Source organism: Streptomyces sp. NPDC006925, assembly GCF_042869575.1.
GTDB lineage: Bacteria > Actinomycetota > Actinomycetes > Streptomycetales > Streptomycetaceae > Streptomyces.
The window spans coordinates 30155-45401 of sequence record NZ_JBIAGB010000006.1 but is presented as its reverse complement, the minus strand read 5'-3'; the positions used below and the strand labels follow the sequence as shown (position 1 = coordinate 45401).

The following is a 15247-nucleotide window of genomic DNA, read 5'->3' as shown; positions in this document are numbered from 1 at the left end:
CTTCGTTCGGGCTCGCCACCACGTTGGAGGAGGTGGGTCCGGTCACCGGGACCGAAGGCGGCTCGAGCGCACAGCAGGAGACAGCGGCGTCGGAGACGGTGGAGCAGCGCAGCGCGCGCTTCGAGCGGGACGCGCTCGCGTTCCTCGACCAGATGTACTCCGCCGCGCTGCGGATGACGCGGAACCCGGCCGACGCCGAGGACCTGGTGCAGGAGACCTACGCGAAGGCGTACGCCTCCTTCCACCAGTTCCGAGCGGGTACCAACCTCAAGGCGTGGCTGTACCGCATTCTGACGAACACCTTCATCAACTCCTACCGCAAGAAGCAGCGCGAGCCCCAGCGCAGCGCCGCGGAGGAGATCGAGGACTGGCAGCTGGCGCGCGCCGAGTCGCACATGTCGACCGGACTGCGCTCGGCCGAGGCCCAGGCCCTCGACCACCTGCCGGACTCCGACGTGAAGGAAGCACTCCAGGCCATCCCCGAGGAGTTCCGCATCGCCGTCTACCTCGCCGATGTGGAGGGCTTTGCGTACAAGGAGATCGCCGACATCATGGGGACACCCATCGGTACGGTGATGTCCCGTCTGCACCGCGGACGGCGCCAGCTTCGCGAGATGCTGGAGGGCTACGCGCAAGAGCGCGGCCTGGTCCCGGCCGGTGCCGCGGCGGACGGGTCGCAAGACCGGAAAGGCTCGGGCTCATGAGTTGCGGAGAGCCGCACGAGACGGACTGCTCCGAGGTCCTCGACCACCTCTACGAGTACCTCGATCGGGAGATGCCCGAAGGCGACTGCGCCAAGTTCCAGGAGCACTTCGACGAGTGCTCGCCCTGCTTCGAGAAGTACGGGCTGGAGCGCGAGGTCAAGAAGCTCGTCAAGCGCTGCTGCGGCCAGGACGACGTCCCCTCCGACCTGCGGTCCAAGGTCATGGGGCGGATCGAGGTGATCCGCCAGGGCGAGGCCCGCGAGGGCACGGACGCCGGTTCGGGCCAGGAGGCGGGCCCCCGGTCCGCATCCGGCGGCGCGGCGGCGGAGACCGCCGACGCGGTCGGCTCCGGGGACGACAAGAACCCCGGCTGACCGCCACGCGGCGCACCGCCCCGGGCTGAGCACCGAAGGCGCGCCCGTCCGCACCTCCGCCGAGCACCGGAGGACGCCGAGAAGGCGGCCCGTGTCCGGAGTTCGCGCCGCACGCGACACGTCGACGGCTCTCCCGTACGAGAGGCGTACGGGATCCGGACGGGATCGACCTTTCTCCCTCCTTCGGGTGAGGAAGGACTGTCTCGTACGGGGGAACCTGCCGGAGTGCCGTGAGCCGCCCCGCGCACTGCTCCTAGTGTCCCCGCCATGCAGCAGGCGGGGAGGAGGCCGCGGATGCGGCTCACGAGGAGCAGGCCACAGGCGGCGGCCGCCGAGGGGACGGCGCACGGGTCGGCGCCCGCACGGACAGCCGGGCCCGCCCGGACGGCGCAGGGCAACCGCGCGGCACTTGCGCTGGCCGGTGTGCTGACCGTGCCGGTGGCCGTCGTCCTGTGGCGCAGCGCCTACGGTCCGCTCGCCGCGCTCCCCGCGCTGGGGCCGGTGTGGCTCGGCTGGTGGGGGCTGCGGTGGTGCCGCCCCGAGCGTGCGGCCCGACAGGCCGCGGTGCGGGCGCTCTCCCAGGCCGTGCAGATCAAGGACCACTACACCCGCGGCCACGGCGAACGAGTCGGCCTCGCCGCCGTGCTGATCGCCCGCGAACTGGGGCTGGACGAGGAGCGCACCGAGACGCTGCGCTGCGCGGGCGTCCTGCACGACATCGGCAAACTCGGCGTCCCCGCAGGGCTGTTGTGCAAAGCCGGCCCGCTCACCCCCGCCGAGCGCCGCGTCATGGAACGGCACCCCGAGCACGGGGCCGAGATCGTCCGCGGGCTCGACTTCCTGGGGGAGGCCCGGGCCGCAGTCCTCCACCACCACGAGCGGATGGACGGGACCGGGTATCCGCGGGGCCTGGCCGGAGCGCAGATCCCGGAGGCGGCCCGGATCGTCGCCGTCGCCGACGCGTTCGACGCGATGACCTCCACCCGCTGCTACCGCCCGGGACGGCCCGTCGCCGCGGCGCTGGAAGAGCTGGAGCGCTGCGCGGGCTCCCAGTTCGACCCTCGGATGGTCGCGGCCCTCGGCCGGGCGCTGAGCCGGCACGGCTGGCCGTTCGCCGAGGTCTCCGGGGCACGCGCGGCGGCGCCGCTGCCGACCGGCCGCCGGAGCACGGCGCCGGCGGCCGGGGCGCGGATCGACGGCGTCGCGGTATGACCCGGAGCACGGCGGCACGGCTGGTCGCCGCCTGCGACGCGGCGGCCGCACTGGTGGTGTGCGGCGCCCTGGGCACCGTCCTGTGGTGCGGCCTCGCCCGGCCCGGTACCGCGCTGGCCTTCGGACTGCTGGTCGCCGCCGGGGAGTTGGCCCGGGTGCGGCTGCCCGAGGAGCGCGCCGAGGTCCGTCCCACCGGGCTGCTCTCCGGTGCCGCGGCACTCGGCTACGCGCTCTGCGGCCAGGTGGCCGGCGCGCCCGCCGGACACGGTCCCGCGCAGGCCGTCGCGGTGGCCGTCGTCGGCTCCCTCGTCGGACTGACCCCACAGGTGGCACTGGGGCAGGCGCCGCCGCCGCAGGCCCTGGCCCGGTTCGTGCTCGGGGTGGGCGCGGCGGCCCTGTGCTGCCAACCGCTGTACGACCGGGGCCGGTCGGACGGCGCCGCCGTGCCGGACGCCTTCCTGCCGCTGTGCCTGCTGTCCGTGGCCCTGGCCGTCGGCTGCCTCGACGCGCTCCTGGCCGCTGCCGCCGTGCGTGCCGACGGCTCCGGGGCCGCTGCGGCGGGGCACCGCGGCCGGGCCGCGCGGCACCCGTTGCGGTCCCAGCTGGCCACGGTGCCCGCCCTCGCCGCGACCGCCGTGCTCTTCGCGCTGGCCGTCGCCGTCGCCGGGCTCCCGGCGCTGCCACTGTGCTGCGCCCCCGTCCTCGTCATCCAGTTCGCCCTGCGCCGCCGTGCCTCCGCACGGGCCACCCACCGGCCCACCCTCGCCTCCCTCGCGCGGGCCCCCGAGGTGGCGGGCTGCACCCCGCGCGGGCATGCGCGCCGGGTGGCGGACCTGAGCCGTGCCGTGGGGCGGGAGCTGGGCCTGACCGGCGGGGAACTCACCGCGCTGGAGTACGCGGCCCTCACGCATGACGTGGGGCAGCTCTCACCGGCCGACCCGGTGCCCGGCGGCGCGACGGCGGTGCTGGACCCCGGCAGCCAGCGCCGGGTGGCCCTGCTGGGCGGCGCGGTGCTGCGGCAGGCGGGCGTCCGGCGCCGGGTGGCCTCCGCGGTGGAGGCACAGGCCGATCCGTACCGGGAGCAGCCGGTGACCGCGCGGGTACTCCGCACGGTCAACGCCTACGACGACCTCGTGGGCGACAGCGGGACAGCCGGTGCGGTGGCCCGTTCGCGGGCCCTGCACCGGCTCCGCGCGGCCGGTCGGGATCACGAACCACGCGTGGTGGAGGCCCTGTCACGGGTCGTGGCGAGGGCGGCGGAGGCCTGACGCACGGGTAATGAGCGGGCACCCGAGCGGGCATGGTTGGATGCGAAGGGGGAACCGCGAGAGGCGAGGACGGGCGCGCGGCGTCCGGAGTGCACAACCCCATCGGCAGACGGCGGGCCGGGCACGGGCCGGGCCCGAGGACAGGCGGAACGGCGGGATCGGCGGGAGCACATTGAGGATCTTCGGCAAGGTGCGGCACCGGCCCTCCGCCTCATGGCGGCAGGCGACGGACCGGGCTTTCACGCTTATCGGCGACGGGCGCTACGAGGACGCGGGCGCCCTGCTCACCCGTGCCGCCGACCTGGAGCCGTGGCTTTCGGAGTCCTGGTTCAATCTCGCGCTGCTGTACAAGTTCCGGCACGACTGGGAGCAGGCCCGCACGGCTGGGCTGCGCGCCGTGGCGCTGCTGGACCGCGAGTCCGGGGCGCCCGACTGGTGGAACGTGGGCATCGCGGCCACCGCGCTCCAGGACTGGCCGCTGGCCCGCCGGGCCTGGCAGGCGTACGGGCTGCACGTGGCCGGCCCCTCGCACGGCGCGGCCACCGCCGAGGAGCCCACCGGGATGCAGCTCGGCAGCGCCGCCGTACGGCTTTCCCCGGAGGGCGAGGCGGAGGTGGTGTGGGGGCGCCGTATCGACCCGGCGCGGATGGAGATCCAGAGCATTCCGCTGCCCTCCTCGGGGCGCCGCTGGGGCGAGGTCGTGCTGCACGACGGCGTCCCGCACGGCGAGCGCACCACGGCGGCCGGGCCGTCGTACCCGGTCTTCGACGAGATCGAGCTGTGGGCCCCCTCGCCGGTGCCCACCTGGGTGGTCCTGCTGGAGGCGGCCACGGAGAGCGACCGGGACGCGCTGGAGCGGCTCGCGGCCGACGCCGGGTTCGCTGCCGAGGACTGGTCCTCCTCGGTGCGGCTGCTGTGCCGGGCCTGCTCGGAGAGCGCCATGCCGGCCGACGAGGGCGACGGCACCGTCCATCTGGATCCGCACGACCACAGTTCGCCCGGTCATCCCGGACCGCTGGGCCATATGACGCAGGGCGGACCCGGTGAGCTGTGGGTGCCCGAGCGCGAGTGCGGGCTGGCGGCACCGGCCGCGCTGGTGCACGGGCTGCTGGACGGCTGGGTCGCCGACAGCCCGGACACCCGCGAGTGGCGGGATCTTGAGGAGGTCTGCTGAGCCGTCGGCGGCGGGCCCGTACCCTGTAGGGCGGGCCCGTACGGGGCCCAGCCGGATCACCGGCCGCTCTCAGCTCTCACGGGTCGCAGGAAGGCGTACGACGGCATGGCGCAGCAGCAGGAAACGACGGCCGGGGCGGCCGCTGCCCCCGAGGGCGAGTTCGTCGACGACGTGACGGACGCGGCGGCCCGCGAGGAGGCGCACACCGAGCGGGGCACGGCCCGGCCGGTCACCGTCGTCGGCAACCCGGTGCTGCACCGGGAGTGCCAGGAGGTGACGGAGTTCGGCGACGAGCTGGCCGCGCTGATCGACGACATGTTCGCCAGCCAGCGCGCCGCCGAGGGGGTCGGCATCGCCGCCAACCAGATCGGCGTCGACCTGAAGGTGTTCGTCTACGACTGCCACGACGACGAGGGCGTACGGCACGTGGGCGTGGTCTGCAACCCGGTGCTCGACCAGCTTCCCGCCGAGCGGCGGGTGCTGGACGACGGCAGCGAGGGCTGCCTGTCGGTGCCCGGCGCCTACCACCCGCTGGCGCGGCCCGACCAGGCCGTGGTGCGGGGCCAGGACGCGCAGGGCAAGCCGATCGCCGTGGGCGGCACCGGCTACTTCGCCCGGTGCCTGCAGCACGAGACCGACCACCTGAACGGCTACCTGTACATCGACCGGCTCTCCAAGCGCGAGCGCAAGGACGTGCTCCGGCAGATGGCCGACAGCACGCCCCGCTACGAGACGGTTCCCAACGAGTGAGCCGCGCGGCCCGGGCCGAGTGCCCGGGTCGCCGGTGCGGCAGCGGAAACCGGGCGGGAGCCTGGGCCACCTGGCCCCCGCCCGGGGTCTGTGGGGCGTTCCTCAGAACTCGTCGTCGAAGGAGACCGACCCCTCCACCGCCACCTGGTAGGCCGAGGGGCGACGTTCGAAGAAGTTCGTCAGCTCCTGGACGTTCTGCAGCTCCATGAACGAGAAGGGGTTTCCGGATCCGTAGCGCTCCGGGAAGCCCAGCCGGCGCAGCCGCTGGTCGGCGACCGCCTGGAGATACTCGCGCATGGAGTCGGTGTTCATCCCCGGCAGGCCGTCCCCGCACAGGTCGCGGGCGAACTGCAGCTCCGCCTCGACGGCCTCCTCCAGCATCGCCGTGACCTGCTTCTCCAACTCCGCGTCGAAGAGGTCCGGCTCCTCCTGGCGCACGGTGTCCACCACGTCGAACGCGAAGGACATGTGCATCGACTCGTCGCGGAACACCCAGTTGGTCCCGGTGGCCAGCCCGTGCAGCAGTCCGCGCGAGCGGAACCAGTAGACGTAGGCGAACGCGCCGTAGAAGAACAGCCCCTCGATGCAGGCGGCGAAGCAGATCAGGTTGAGCAGGAAGCGGCGCCGGTCCTCGCGGGAGGCCAGCTCGCCGATGTTCTCCACGGCGTCCATCCAGCGGAAGCAGAACTGCGCCTTCTCCCGGATGGAGGGGATGTTCTCCACTGCGGCGAAGGCCGCCGCGCGCTCGTCGTGGTCGGGCAGATAGGTGTCCAGCAGCGTCAGATAGAACTGGACGTGCACGGCCTCCTCGAACAGCTGCCGGGACAGATACAGCCGCGCCTCGGGCGAGTTGATGTGCTTGTAGAGCGTCAGCACCAGGTTGTTGGCCACGATCGAGTCCCCGGTGGCGAAGAACGCCACCAGCCGGCTGATCATGTGCTGTTCGCCGGGGGTGAGCTTGGCCAGGTCGGCGACGTCGGAGTGGAGGTCGACCTCCTCCACGGTCCAGGTGTTCTTGATCGCGTCGCGGTAGCGCTCGTAGAAGTGCGGGTAGCGCATCGGGCGCAGCGTCAGTTCGAAGCCCGGGTCGAGCAGGTTCTTGGCGGCTGTCGGGTCGCTCGTCGTCATTACTGGCATGCCTCGCAGGACTCGGGGTTTTCCAGGGAGCAGGCGAGGGCCTCGTCGGCCGTCGCGGGAGCGGGGGTGGGGGTGGGCGCGTGCACCGAAGCGGTGGCCCCGGCCGCCTGCGCGATCCGGGTCGCGGGGCGCGAGCGCAGGTAGTACGTGGTCTTGATGCCGCGTTTCCAGGCGTAGGCGTACATCGAGCTGAGCTTCCCGATGGTGGGCGAGGACAGGAAGAGGTTCAGCGACTGGCTCTGGTCCAGATACGGGGTGCGGGCCGCGGCCATGTCGATCAGCGCCCGCTGCGGGGTCTCCCAGGCCGTCCGGTAGAGCGCGCGGACCTGCGCGGGTACCCACTCCAGCTCCTGCACCGAGCCGTTGGCCTCGCGCAGCGCCTCGCGGGCGCGCGTGTCCCACAGCCCCAGCCGCTTCAACTCCGCGACCAGATAGGTGTTCACCTGGAGGAACTCGCCGCTGAGCGTCTCGCGCTTGAACAGGTTGGAGACCTGCGGCTCGATGCACTCGTACACCCCCGCGATGGAGGCGATGGTCGCCGTCGGCGCGATCGCCAGCAGCAGTGAGTTGCGCATCCCGGTCCGGGCGATCCGCCGCCGCAGCGCCTCCCACCGCTGCGGCCAGGCCCGTTCCCCGGCCGTCGCCGGATAGTGGTCGGGGTGCAGTACGCCGCGCGCCGTGCGGGTCGCCTCCCACGCGGGCAGCGGCCCGTGCCGCTCGGCCAGCTCGGCGGAGGTCTCGTAGGCGGCCAGCATGATGCGCTCGGCGATCCGGGTGGACAGCTCGCGGGCCTGTGGGGAGTCGAAGGGCAGCCCGAGCCGGAAGAAGACGTCCTGCAGGCCCATCACTCCCAGGCCCACCGGCCGCCAGCGGGAGTTGGAAGCGGCGGCCTGAGCGGTCGGATAGAAGTTGATGTCCACCACGCGGTCCAGGAATGTCACAGCTGTGCGGACCGTGGCGTCCAGCCGCTCCCAGTCCATCCGGTCCGTCAGCGGGCCGCCGTCGTCCTCGCTCAGGTGCGCGGCCAGGTTCACCGAGCCCAGGTTGCAGACGGCGGTCTCCCCGTCGTCGGTGACCTCCAGGATCTCCGTGCACAGGTTCGAGGAGTGCACGATGTTGCCGGGTTCCGCGGTCTGGTTGGAGGTGCGGTTCGCGGCGTCCTTGAACGTCATCCAGCCGTTTCCGGTCTGTGCGAGGGTGCGCATCATCGCGCCGTACAGCTGCCGCGCGGGCAGCCGTTTGACCGCGCGCCCCTCGGCCTCGGCGCGGCGGTAGGCGGCGTCGAACTCCTCGCCCCACAGGTCCACCAGTTCCGGTGTCTCGGACGGGGAGAAGAGCGACCACTGCTCGTCCGCCTCGACCCGGCGCATGAACTCGTCCGGGATCCAGTGCGCCAGGTTGAGGTTGTGGGTGCGGCGCGCGTCCTCCCCGGTGTTGTCCCGCAGCTCCAGGAACTCCTCCAGGTCCGCGTGCCAGGTCTCCAGGTAGACGCAGGCCGCCCCCTTGCGGCGGCCGCCCTGGTTGACCGCGGCCACGGACGCGTCCAGCGTGCGCAGGAACGGCACGATGCCGTTCGAGTGGCCGTTGGTCCCCCGGATCAGCGCTCCGCGGGAGCGGATCCTGGAATACGACAGGCCGATGCCGCCCGCGTGCTTGGACAGCCGCGCGACCTGCTGGTAGCGCTCGTAGATCGAGTCCAGCTCGTCCTGGGGGGAGTCGAGCAGATAGCACGAGGACATCTGCGGGTGGCGGGTGCCGGAGTTGAAGAGTGTGGGGGAGGAGGGCAGGTAGGCGAGGGAGCTGGTGAGCCGGTAGAAGTCGGCCACCTCCGTGAGGGCCTGCGGCGACTCGTCAACGGCCAGTCCGCAGGCCACCCGGAGCAGGAAGTGCTGCGGCGTCTCGACCGGGCGCCGGGTGAGGGGGTGCCGGAGCAGATAGCGGGAGTGGACCGTCCGCAGCCCGAAGTACCCGAACCGGTCGTCGGCGCCGTCCTCGACGGCCTCCCGCGCCAGCGCGTCCAGCCGGTCGGCGTGCCGGCGGACGAACGCGTGCGTGCCGTCCGCGATCAGCCCCTCGGCGTGGCCCAGCGCCACCGCGTCGGAGAACGAGACGACGCCTTCCACGGCCGCCTCGTCCCGGATCGCGCGGGTCAGCAGCCGCGCCGCCAGCCGGGAGTACGCGGGGTCCTCGCTGATGCGGCTGGCCGCGGACTCGATGGCCAGGGTGCGCAGTTCCACCGCGTCCGCGCCCGGTTGCCTGCCGCGCAGCGCCGCGGCCAGTACCGGTGCCGGGTCCGCGTCCGGGAGGTCGGCGGTGAGCGCGGCGAGGGTCGCGCGCAATGCGGCGGCCGAAGGGTCCTCGCCGGCCTCGTCCCCCGTGGCGGTGCCGGGGGTGGCGGGTGCCGGAAGGGTGGGGGCGGTGGTGACGGTCACGCGGTGCTCTCCCTCGCTGCTCACTGGCCGTGGGCAGCGGCACGGAGGGAGAGGCGCGCGCCCGGCCGCCCCGCTCTGGCACCGAGCCCGGTTCCGGGCCCGGAACCCTGTTCAGGGCACGGCGCGCTCCGCCCACCGGTCCAACCCACGAGACCTGGACGTTCATCAGGCCGCCGCCGGCAGGTACTCGGACTCGCGGGCGGGCTCGCGCCGGCCCCTCACCGTTGCGGGACAGTTCCGGATTCGCACCGGATTCCCCTGCGTCGAGGGCGACAGCCGTGAGACACCATACATCTTGTGCTCGACCTAAGCAGGCACCCCATATCTTGTGCCGTCCTGGGTCGTGTCGGGAACCGGTGCCGGCCCCCTGCGGCGCCCCTGGCGCGGCGCGGGGTGCGGGCACGGAGACCGGTCACCCGGGCCGGGCGCGGCGCGTGGCCCGGGCGGGGAAGCGTTCACAGGCGCAGCGCGTAGGCCCACAGGGTGACGCCCGGGACCGGACTCCAGTCCCGATCGGGGTCCCGGCGGAACCCGAGGCGCCGGTAGAGGCGGTGGGCGGCGTGCATGGTCGGCTGGGTCGAGAGCACCAGCCCCGAAAGCCCCAGCGCGCGGGCCCGCTCCGAGCAGGCTGTCACCAGCGCCTCCCCGACCCCGCGTCCGCGTGCCGACTCGCGCACGCCGAGCATCCGGAACTCGCCCTCGCCCTCGCGCGCCCGCTCCGCGAAGGGCCCGCCGCGGCCGACGAAGGTGACGGTGCCCAGCAGTTCGCCCTGGTGCCCCTCGGCCACGAGCAGTTCCGCGTGGTCGGCGCGGCCCGCCGCGTCCCGCAGGGTCTCCAGATACGGGTCCGCCTCGCCGAGGTCCAGCAGCCCGCCGCTCAGGTAGGCCCGGGCGACCAACTCACCGAGCTCCGGGTACTCCTCGGGCCTGGCCGTTCTCACGGTGATGTCCATGCCGGTCATCATCCGCCACACCACCGACACCGCGGCCCGCCGCCGGCTGCCGCAAGGCGTAGCCGGGGTGGCCGGCGGCGCCGCTCGACCGCACCCGGCGGGCGCGTGCTCAGCAGCAGCGGAAGCCCTCGCGCGGGTCGCCCTCGCGGGCGTCGGTGCGGCGCCGCTCGAACTCCTTCCTGCTGGGGACCTCCGCGTCCGGGCCCTGGTGCCGGCGCACATGGGCCACATACCGGTCGTAGGCGCTCTCGTCGGTCAGCTCGCGCAGGTACCAGCGCACCCAGCGTCCGGCCCGCAGCACCGGGCGCACCATCCGGTCGGCGGCGGCCGCGCTCACCGGGAGCCCCCGCCGTCTCCGCCGCCGGACGGCCCGGCGGCGGCCGCCTCGGCCAGCTCGGCCTTCTCCTCCTTGGTGGCGATCAGCCCGGCGGGCGCCGTCAGCGTCGACTCCCGGTACGGCGCCTCGTGCATCCTCGTGCCCTCCGGGTCGCGCACCGCGCGCACGCAGGTCCGGGCCGCGTCGGCGAGGACGACGATGACCAGCAGCGCGAAGAGCGCCGAGAGGACCCCGTCCACGGTCGAGTTGGTGACCACCGTGTGCATGTCGTCCATGCTCTTGGCGGGGGCGATGACCTTCCCCTGGTCGATGGCCTCCTGGTAGTCGGCGCGCTGCTGGAAGAAGCCGATCTTCGGGTCGGTGGAGAAGACCTTCTGCCAGCTGGCCGTCAGTGTGACGACGGCGTCCCACACCAGCGGTACGGCGGTGACCCACGCCCACTTCAGCCGGCCGGACTTGACCAGCAGCGTGGTGCAGACCGCGAGGGCCACAGCGGCCAGGAGCTGGTTGGCGATGCCGAAGAGCGGGAAGAGCTGGTTGATCCCGCCGAGCGGCTCGTGGACGCCCACCCACAGGAAGTAGCCCCACAGCGCCACGATGACGCCGCTGGACAGCAGCAGGCCCGGCCACCAGCTCACCCGGCGGAAGGGCTTGTAGACGTTGCCGAGCATGTCCTGGAGCATGAACCGGCCCACCCGGGTGCCGGCGTCCAGGGCGGTCAGGATGAACAACGCCTCGAACATGATGGCGAAGTGGTACCAGAACGCCTTCATCCCGGAACCGCCCACGACCTCCGAGAAGATGGTGGACACCCCGATCGCCAGGGTGGGCGCACCGCCCGTCCGGGAGAGCAGCGACTGCTCCTCGACGGCCTTGGCGGCGGCGGCCAGCTGGTCGGGGGAGATGCTGTAGCCGAAGCTGCGCACCGCCTCGGAGGCGGCCTGCACGTTGTCGCCGATGACGCCGGCGGGCGCGTTCATCGCGAAGTAGAGGCCCGGGTCGATGATGCTGGCGGCGACCATCGCCATGATGGCGACGAACGACTCCATCAGCATGGAGCCGTAGCCGATCATCCTGATCTGGGTCTCCTTCTGGATCATCTTCGGCGTGGTGCCCGAGGAGATCAGCGCGTGGAAGCCGGACAGGGCGCCGCAGGCGATGGTGATGAAGACGAACGGGAAGAGCGAACCTGCGAAGACCGGCCCGTCGCCCACTCCCGCGAAGTCGGTGATGCCGGCCATCTTCAGCGTCGGCATCGTCACCACCACGCCGACGGCCAGCAGCCCGATGGTGCCGATCTTCATGAACGTCGACAGGTAGTCGCGCGGCGCCAGCAGCATCCACACCGGCAGGATGGAGGCGATGAAGCTGTAGACCAGGATCCAGATGACCAGGGTGCCGGGCTCCAGGGTGAAGGTCTCCGCCCAGGACGACTCGGCGACCCACCGTCCGGCCACCAGGGCGAGCAGCAGCAGCGCGATGCCGATCAGCGAGACCTCGGTGACCCGCCCGGGGCGCAGCACCCGCAGATAGAACCCCATGAACAGCGCGATCGGGATCGTCATACCGATCGAGAAGGTGCCCCAGGGCGACTCGGCCAGCGCGTTGACGACGACCAGCGCCAGCACCGCCAGCAGAATGATCATGATGGCGAGGACGGCGAGCAGCGCCGCCGCACCGCCGACCGGACCGATCTCCTCGCGCGCCATCTGCCCCAGTGACTTGCCGTCCCGCCGCATGGAGAAGAAGAGCGTCACCATGTCCTGGACGGCGCCGGCCAGGATCACGCCGACGACGATCCAGATGGTGCCCGGCAGGTATCCCATCTGGGCCGCCAGCACCGGGCCGACCAGCGGTCCGGCGCCCGCGATGGCGGCGAAGTGGTGGCCGAGCAGCACGCGCCGGTCGGTGGGGTGGAAGTCGATGCCGTTGTCGAGCCGCTCGGCGGGTGTGGCCCGCGTCTTGTCGACGCGCAGCACCCGGGTGGTGATGAAGCGCGCGTAGAAGCGGTAGCCGATGGCGTAGGAGCCGAGTGCGGCCGCCACCATCCACGCGGCGGAGACCTCCTCGCCACGGGCGAGCGCCAGCATGGCCCAGCCTGCCGCGCCGATGAGCGCGACGACGGTCCAGACGGCTATGGACCGTGGACTGAGCTTGCCGGCCGGATGTGCAGTGCTGGGCACGCGCGTCCCTCCTCGACCTCACCTGCGCACCATTCGAGGTGGCGCGCCTACCACGACGGCAGGCCGACCGTAGAGCACCGACTTGATCAGCGCCATACCTCAGGAGGGGGGAACCGCGATTCGCGCCCCGGAACGGGGAACTCGCGGCACCGTCCCGCTGGTTGCGGTGGCCGGTGGCCGGTGGCCGGTGGCCGGTGGCCGGTGGCCGGTGGCCGGTGGCCGGTGGCCGGTGGCCGGTGGCCAGTCAGGCCGTGGGGCGCTGGAGGTTGGCCACGAACTTGTAGCGGTCGCCGCGGTAGACCGAGCGCACCCACTCCACGGGCTCCCCGGTGGTGTCCCGGGAGTGCCGCGAGAGCATCAGCATCGGCAGTCCGACGTCGGTGCCCAGCAGCCCGGCCTCGCGCGGGGTGGCCAGCGAGGTCTCGATCGTCTCCTCGGCTTCCGCCAGGTGGATGTCGTAGACCTCGGCGAGCGCGGTGTAGAGGGAGGAGTACTTGACCAGGCTGCGGCGCAGCGCGGGGAACCGCTTCTGGGACAGGTGGGTGGTCTCGATCGCCATGGGTTCGCCGCTGGCCAGCCGGAGCCGTTCGATGCGCAGGACGCGCCCGCCCGCGGGGATGTCCAGCAGCACGGCGAGCCGGTCGTCGGCGGTGACGTAGCCGATGTCCAGCAGCTGCGAGGTGGGTTCGAGTCCCTGGGCCCGCATGTCCTCGGTGTAGGAGGTCAGTTGCAGCGCCTGCGAGACCTTGGGCTTGGCGACGAAGGTGCCCTTGCCCTGGATGCGCTCCAGGCGCCCCTCGACGACGAGTTCCTGGAGCGCCTGCCGCACGGTGGTGCGCGAGGTGTCGAACTCGCTGGCCAGCGTCCGCTCGGGCGGTACCGGGGTGCCCGGCGGCAGGGTCTCGGTCATCTCCAGCAGGTGCCGCTTCAGCCGGTAGTACTTGGGCACGCGCGCGGTGCGGGCCGCCGATCCGTTGCCGCCCGCGGATCCGGTGTCCGCCGCGGCCGGCGCGACCGCGCCGCCCCCGTCCGTGCTCATGGCCCGCCTTCCCGACTCCTGTGGTGCTGCCGTCACCGGCTTCCTCCGTGTTACGTAGCGGCTCACATCGTGGCACGGCCCCGGTCCGGGCGGGCGTCCCAGCTCAGATGTCGTTCCGATAACGGAACCGACAGCGAGCTTTATACACCGTTGACACCCCTAAAGGTCTAGGCCAAGCTCTCTTCATCTCATTGGTCTAAACCAACTCCGTCCGGAAGCCACTCCGGATTTGCGGTGCGGAGCGTTCCAGTGTGCAGGGGAGAATGCTGTGGTACGCATACATAGGGGCCTCATTGCCGCGGCCGGTGTCGCGGCGCTGATGGTGAACGTCGCGGCCTGCGGGTCGGACGGCGACAAGAAGGACGGCCCCGAGAGCTTCAAGGGCCAGACCCTGACCCTCTGGGCGATGGACGGCTCCACGCCCGATCAGTGGACCAAGGACGTCAAGGCGGCCTTCGAGAAGAAGACCGGTGCCAAACTGAAGCTGGAAGTCCAGCAGTGGAACGGCATCCAGCAGAAGATCACCACCGCCCTCTCCGAGTCCGACCCGCCGGATGTGATCGAGGTCGGCAACACCCAGACCCCGGCGTACGCCCGCACCGGCGGACTGGCCGATCTCAGCGACCTGAAGAAGGGGTTGGGCAAGGACTGGACGTCCTCGCTCAACAAGTCAGCGGTCTACGACGGAAAGCAGTACGCGGCACCCTGGTTCGCCGTCAACCGCACCGTCATCTACAACAAGAAGATCTGGTCCGAAGCGGGCATCAAGGGCACGCCCAAGACCCGGCAGGAATTCTTCGACGCGCTCGAGAAAATCGACAAGAAGACCGAGGCCGAGCCCCTCTACATGCCCGGCCAGAACTGGTACTTCCTGGACGGCCTGCTCATCGGCCAGGACGCCGACCTGGTGAAGAAGAAGGGCGGCAAGTGGGTCTCCAACCTCGCCGACCCCAAGGTCGGCAAGGCCATGGACATCTACAAGAAGTACGCCTCCTACTCCGAGGCGCCCAAGGACAAGGACGAGGCCACCCCGCAGCAGGCCGAGGTCTTCGCCAAGGGCAAGACCGGCGCCTTCATCGGACTGAGCTGGGAAGCGGCCACCGCGATCAAGGCCAACAAGAAGATCGAGAAGGACATCGGCTACTTCACCATCCCGGGTGAGACCGCCGACGAGCCCGAGGGCGTCTTCCTCGGCGGTTCGAACCTCGCCGTCGCGGCCGGCAGCGAGAAGCAGGAGCTCGCCAAGGAGTTCCTGAGGATCGCGCTGTCCGACAAGTACGAGGGCGAGCTCGCCAAGGAGGGCGGGGTCATCCCCAACAAGGCGGCGCTGCAGAGCAATCTGAAGGGCAACCCCGCCGCCGAGGCCGCCGCGCCCGCGGTCGAGGGCGGCGGCCTCACACCGCTGATCCCGGAGTGGGGTGCCGTGGAGAACCCGCCCAACCCGATCAAGACCTATATGACGTCGGTCCTGAAGGGGAAGTCCCACGAAGAAGCCGCCAAGGCTGTCGAGGGCGAGATGAACAAGAGGCTGTCGCAGAAGCAGTGACCCGTTCGCCAGGGCGGGGGTGGGGGGGGGGGGGGGGGGGGGGCCCGCCCCCCCCCCCGCGGGGGGGGGGGGGGGGGTGGGGAGTCTAGATCGGGGGGCGCGACCACGGGACGGGCCGCACCACGGCGCGCGGCGGGG

The 15247-nt window shown here is 72.1% G+C and carries 12 protein-coding genes, 1 pseudogene and 1 riboswitch; of the genes and pseudogenes, 7 read left to right on the top strand and 6 right to left on the bottom strand.

Features of this window, described 5'->3' with window-relative positions:
- Positions 1-32 precede the first annotated feature (32 nt).
- The 6 genes and pseudogenes from ACFYNS_RS10925 to def all read left to right on the top strand — a co-directional run bounded on the left by ACFYNS_RS10925 (position 33) and on the right by def (position 5482).
- Positions 33-704: a sigma-70 family RNA polymerase sigma factor gene (locus ACFYNS_RS10925; protein ID WP_360303093.1), complete on the top strand. Its 672-nt coding sequence runs from the start codon at positions 33-35 to the stop codon at positions 702-704.
- On the top strand, positions 701-1078 hold the full coding sequence (gene rsrA, locus ACFYNS_RS10920) for a mycothiol system anti-sigma-R factor (RefSeq protein ID WP_360303091.1): 378 nt from the start codon (positions 701-703) through the stop codon (positions 1076-1078). The genes ACFYNS_RS10925 and rsrA overlap by 4 nt, the downstream gene beginning before the upstream one ends.
- Positions 1079-1453: 375 nt before the next feature.
- A pseudogene (locus ACFYNS_RS10915) lies at positions 1454-2290 on the top strand (HD-GYP domain-containing protein); the annotation flags it as partial.
- Entirely contained in the window at positions 2287-3558 is a 1272-nt protein-coding gene (locus ACFYNS_RS10910; RefSeq protein ID WP_360303089.1) for a hypothetical protein, read from the top strand. The pseudogene ACFYNS_RS10915 and the gene ACFYNS_RS10910, both read left to right, overlap by 4 nt.
- A gap of 172 nt (positions 3559-3730) precedes the next feature.
- Entirely contained in the window at positions 3731-4732 is a 1002-nt protein-coding gene (locus tag ACFYNS_RS10905; protein WP_276477904.1) for a tetratricopeptide repeat protein, read from the top strand.
- Between the two features lie 105 nt (positions 4733-4837).
- Complete coding sequence (gene def / locus ACFYNS_RS10900; protein WP_388602158.1) at positions 4838-5482, top strand: peptide deformylase; 645 nt, start codon at positions 4838-4840, stop codon at positions 5480-5482.
- A gap of 102 nt (positions 5483-5584) precedes the next feature.
- On the opposite strand, the gene ACFYNS_RS10895 is transcribed toward def, so the two are convergent.
- The 6 genes from ACFYNS_RS10895 to ACFYNS_RS10870 all read right to left on the bottom strand — a co-directional run bounded on the left by ACFYNS_RS10895 (position 5585) and on the right by ACFYNS_RS10870 (position 13563).
- Positions 5585-6610 (bottom strand): ribonucleotide-diphosphate reductase subunit beta, encoded by a 1026-nt coding sequence (locus ACFYNS_RS10895; RefSeq protein ID WP_360293743.1) that lies wholly within the window; start codon positions 6608-6610, stop codon positions 5585-5587.
- Positions 6610-9051: a ribonucleoside-diphosphate reductase subunit alpha gene (locus tag ACFYNS_RS10890; RefSeq protein ID WP_388602154.1), complete on the bottom strand. Its 2442-nt coding sequence runs from the start codon at positions 9049-9051 to the stop codon at positions 6610-6612. The genes ACFYNS_RS10895 and ACFYNS_RS10890 overlap by 1 nt, the downstream gene beginning before the upstream one ends.
- Before the next feature lie 160 nt (positions 9052-9211).
- Positions 9212-9347, bottom strand: a riboswitch (cobalamin riboswitch).
- A gap of 159 nt (positions 9348-9506) precedes the next feature.
- Positions 9507-10004: a GNAT family N-acetyltransferase gene (locus tag ACFYNS_RS10885; RefSeq protein WP_360293749.1), complete on the bottom strand. Its 498-nt coding sequence runs from the start codon at positions 10002-10004 to the stop codon at positions 9507-9509.
- Positions 10005-10113: 109 nt separating this feature from the next.
- The gene (locus tag ACFYNS_RS10880; RefSeq protein ID WP_360293806.1) at positions 10114-10317 is read right to left on the bottom strand and encodes a YbdD/YjiX family protein; all 204 of its coding nucleotides are present in this window, start codon (positions 10315-10317) and stop codon (positions 10114-10116) included.
- A gap of 20 nt (positions 10318-10337) precedes the next feature.
- The gene (locus ACFYNS_RS10875) at positions 10338-12524 is read right to left on the bottom strand and encodes a carbon starvation CstA family protein (protein ID WP_388602152.1); all 2187 of its coding nucleotides are present in this window, start codon (positions 12522-12524) and stop codon (positions 10338-10340) included.
- Between the two features lie 244 nt (positions 12525-12768).
- A complete protein-coding gene (locus ACFYNS_RS10870) occupies positions 12769-13563 on the bottom strand; it encodes a GntR family transcriptional regulator (RefSeq protein WP_360293752.1) in 795 nt (264 codons plus the stop codon).
- A gap of 277 nt (positions 13564-13840) precedes the next feature.
- Here ACFYNS_RS10870 and ACFYNS_RS10865 point away from each other — a divergent pair, with 277 nt between their 5' ends.
- The gene (locus ACFYNS_RS10865) at positions 13841-15109 is read left to right on the top strand and encodes an extracellular solute-binding protein (protein WP_360293811.1); all 1269 of its coding nucleotides are present in this window, start codon (positions 13841-13843) and stop codon (positions 15107-15109) included.
- Positions 15110-15247: the final 138 nt, after the last annotated feature.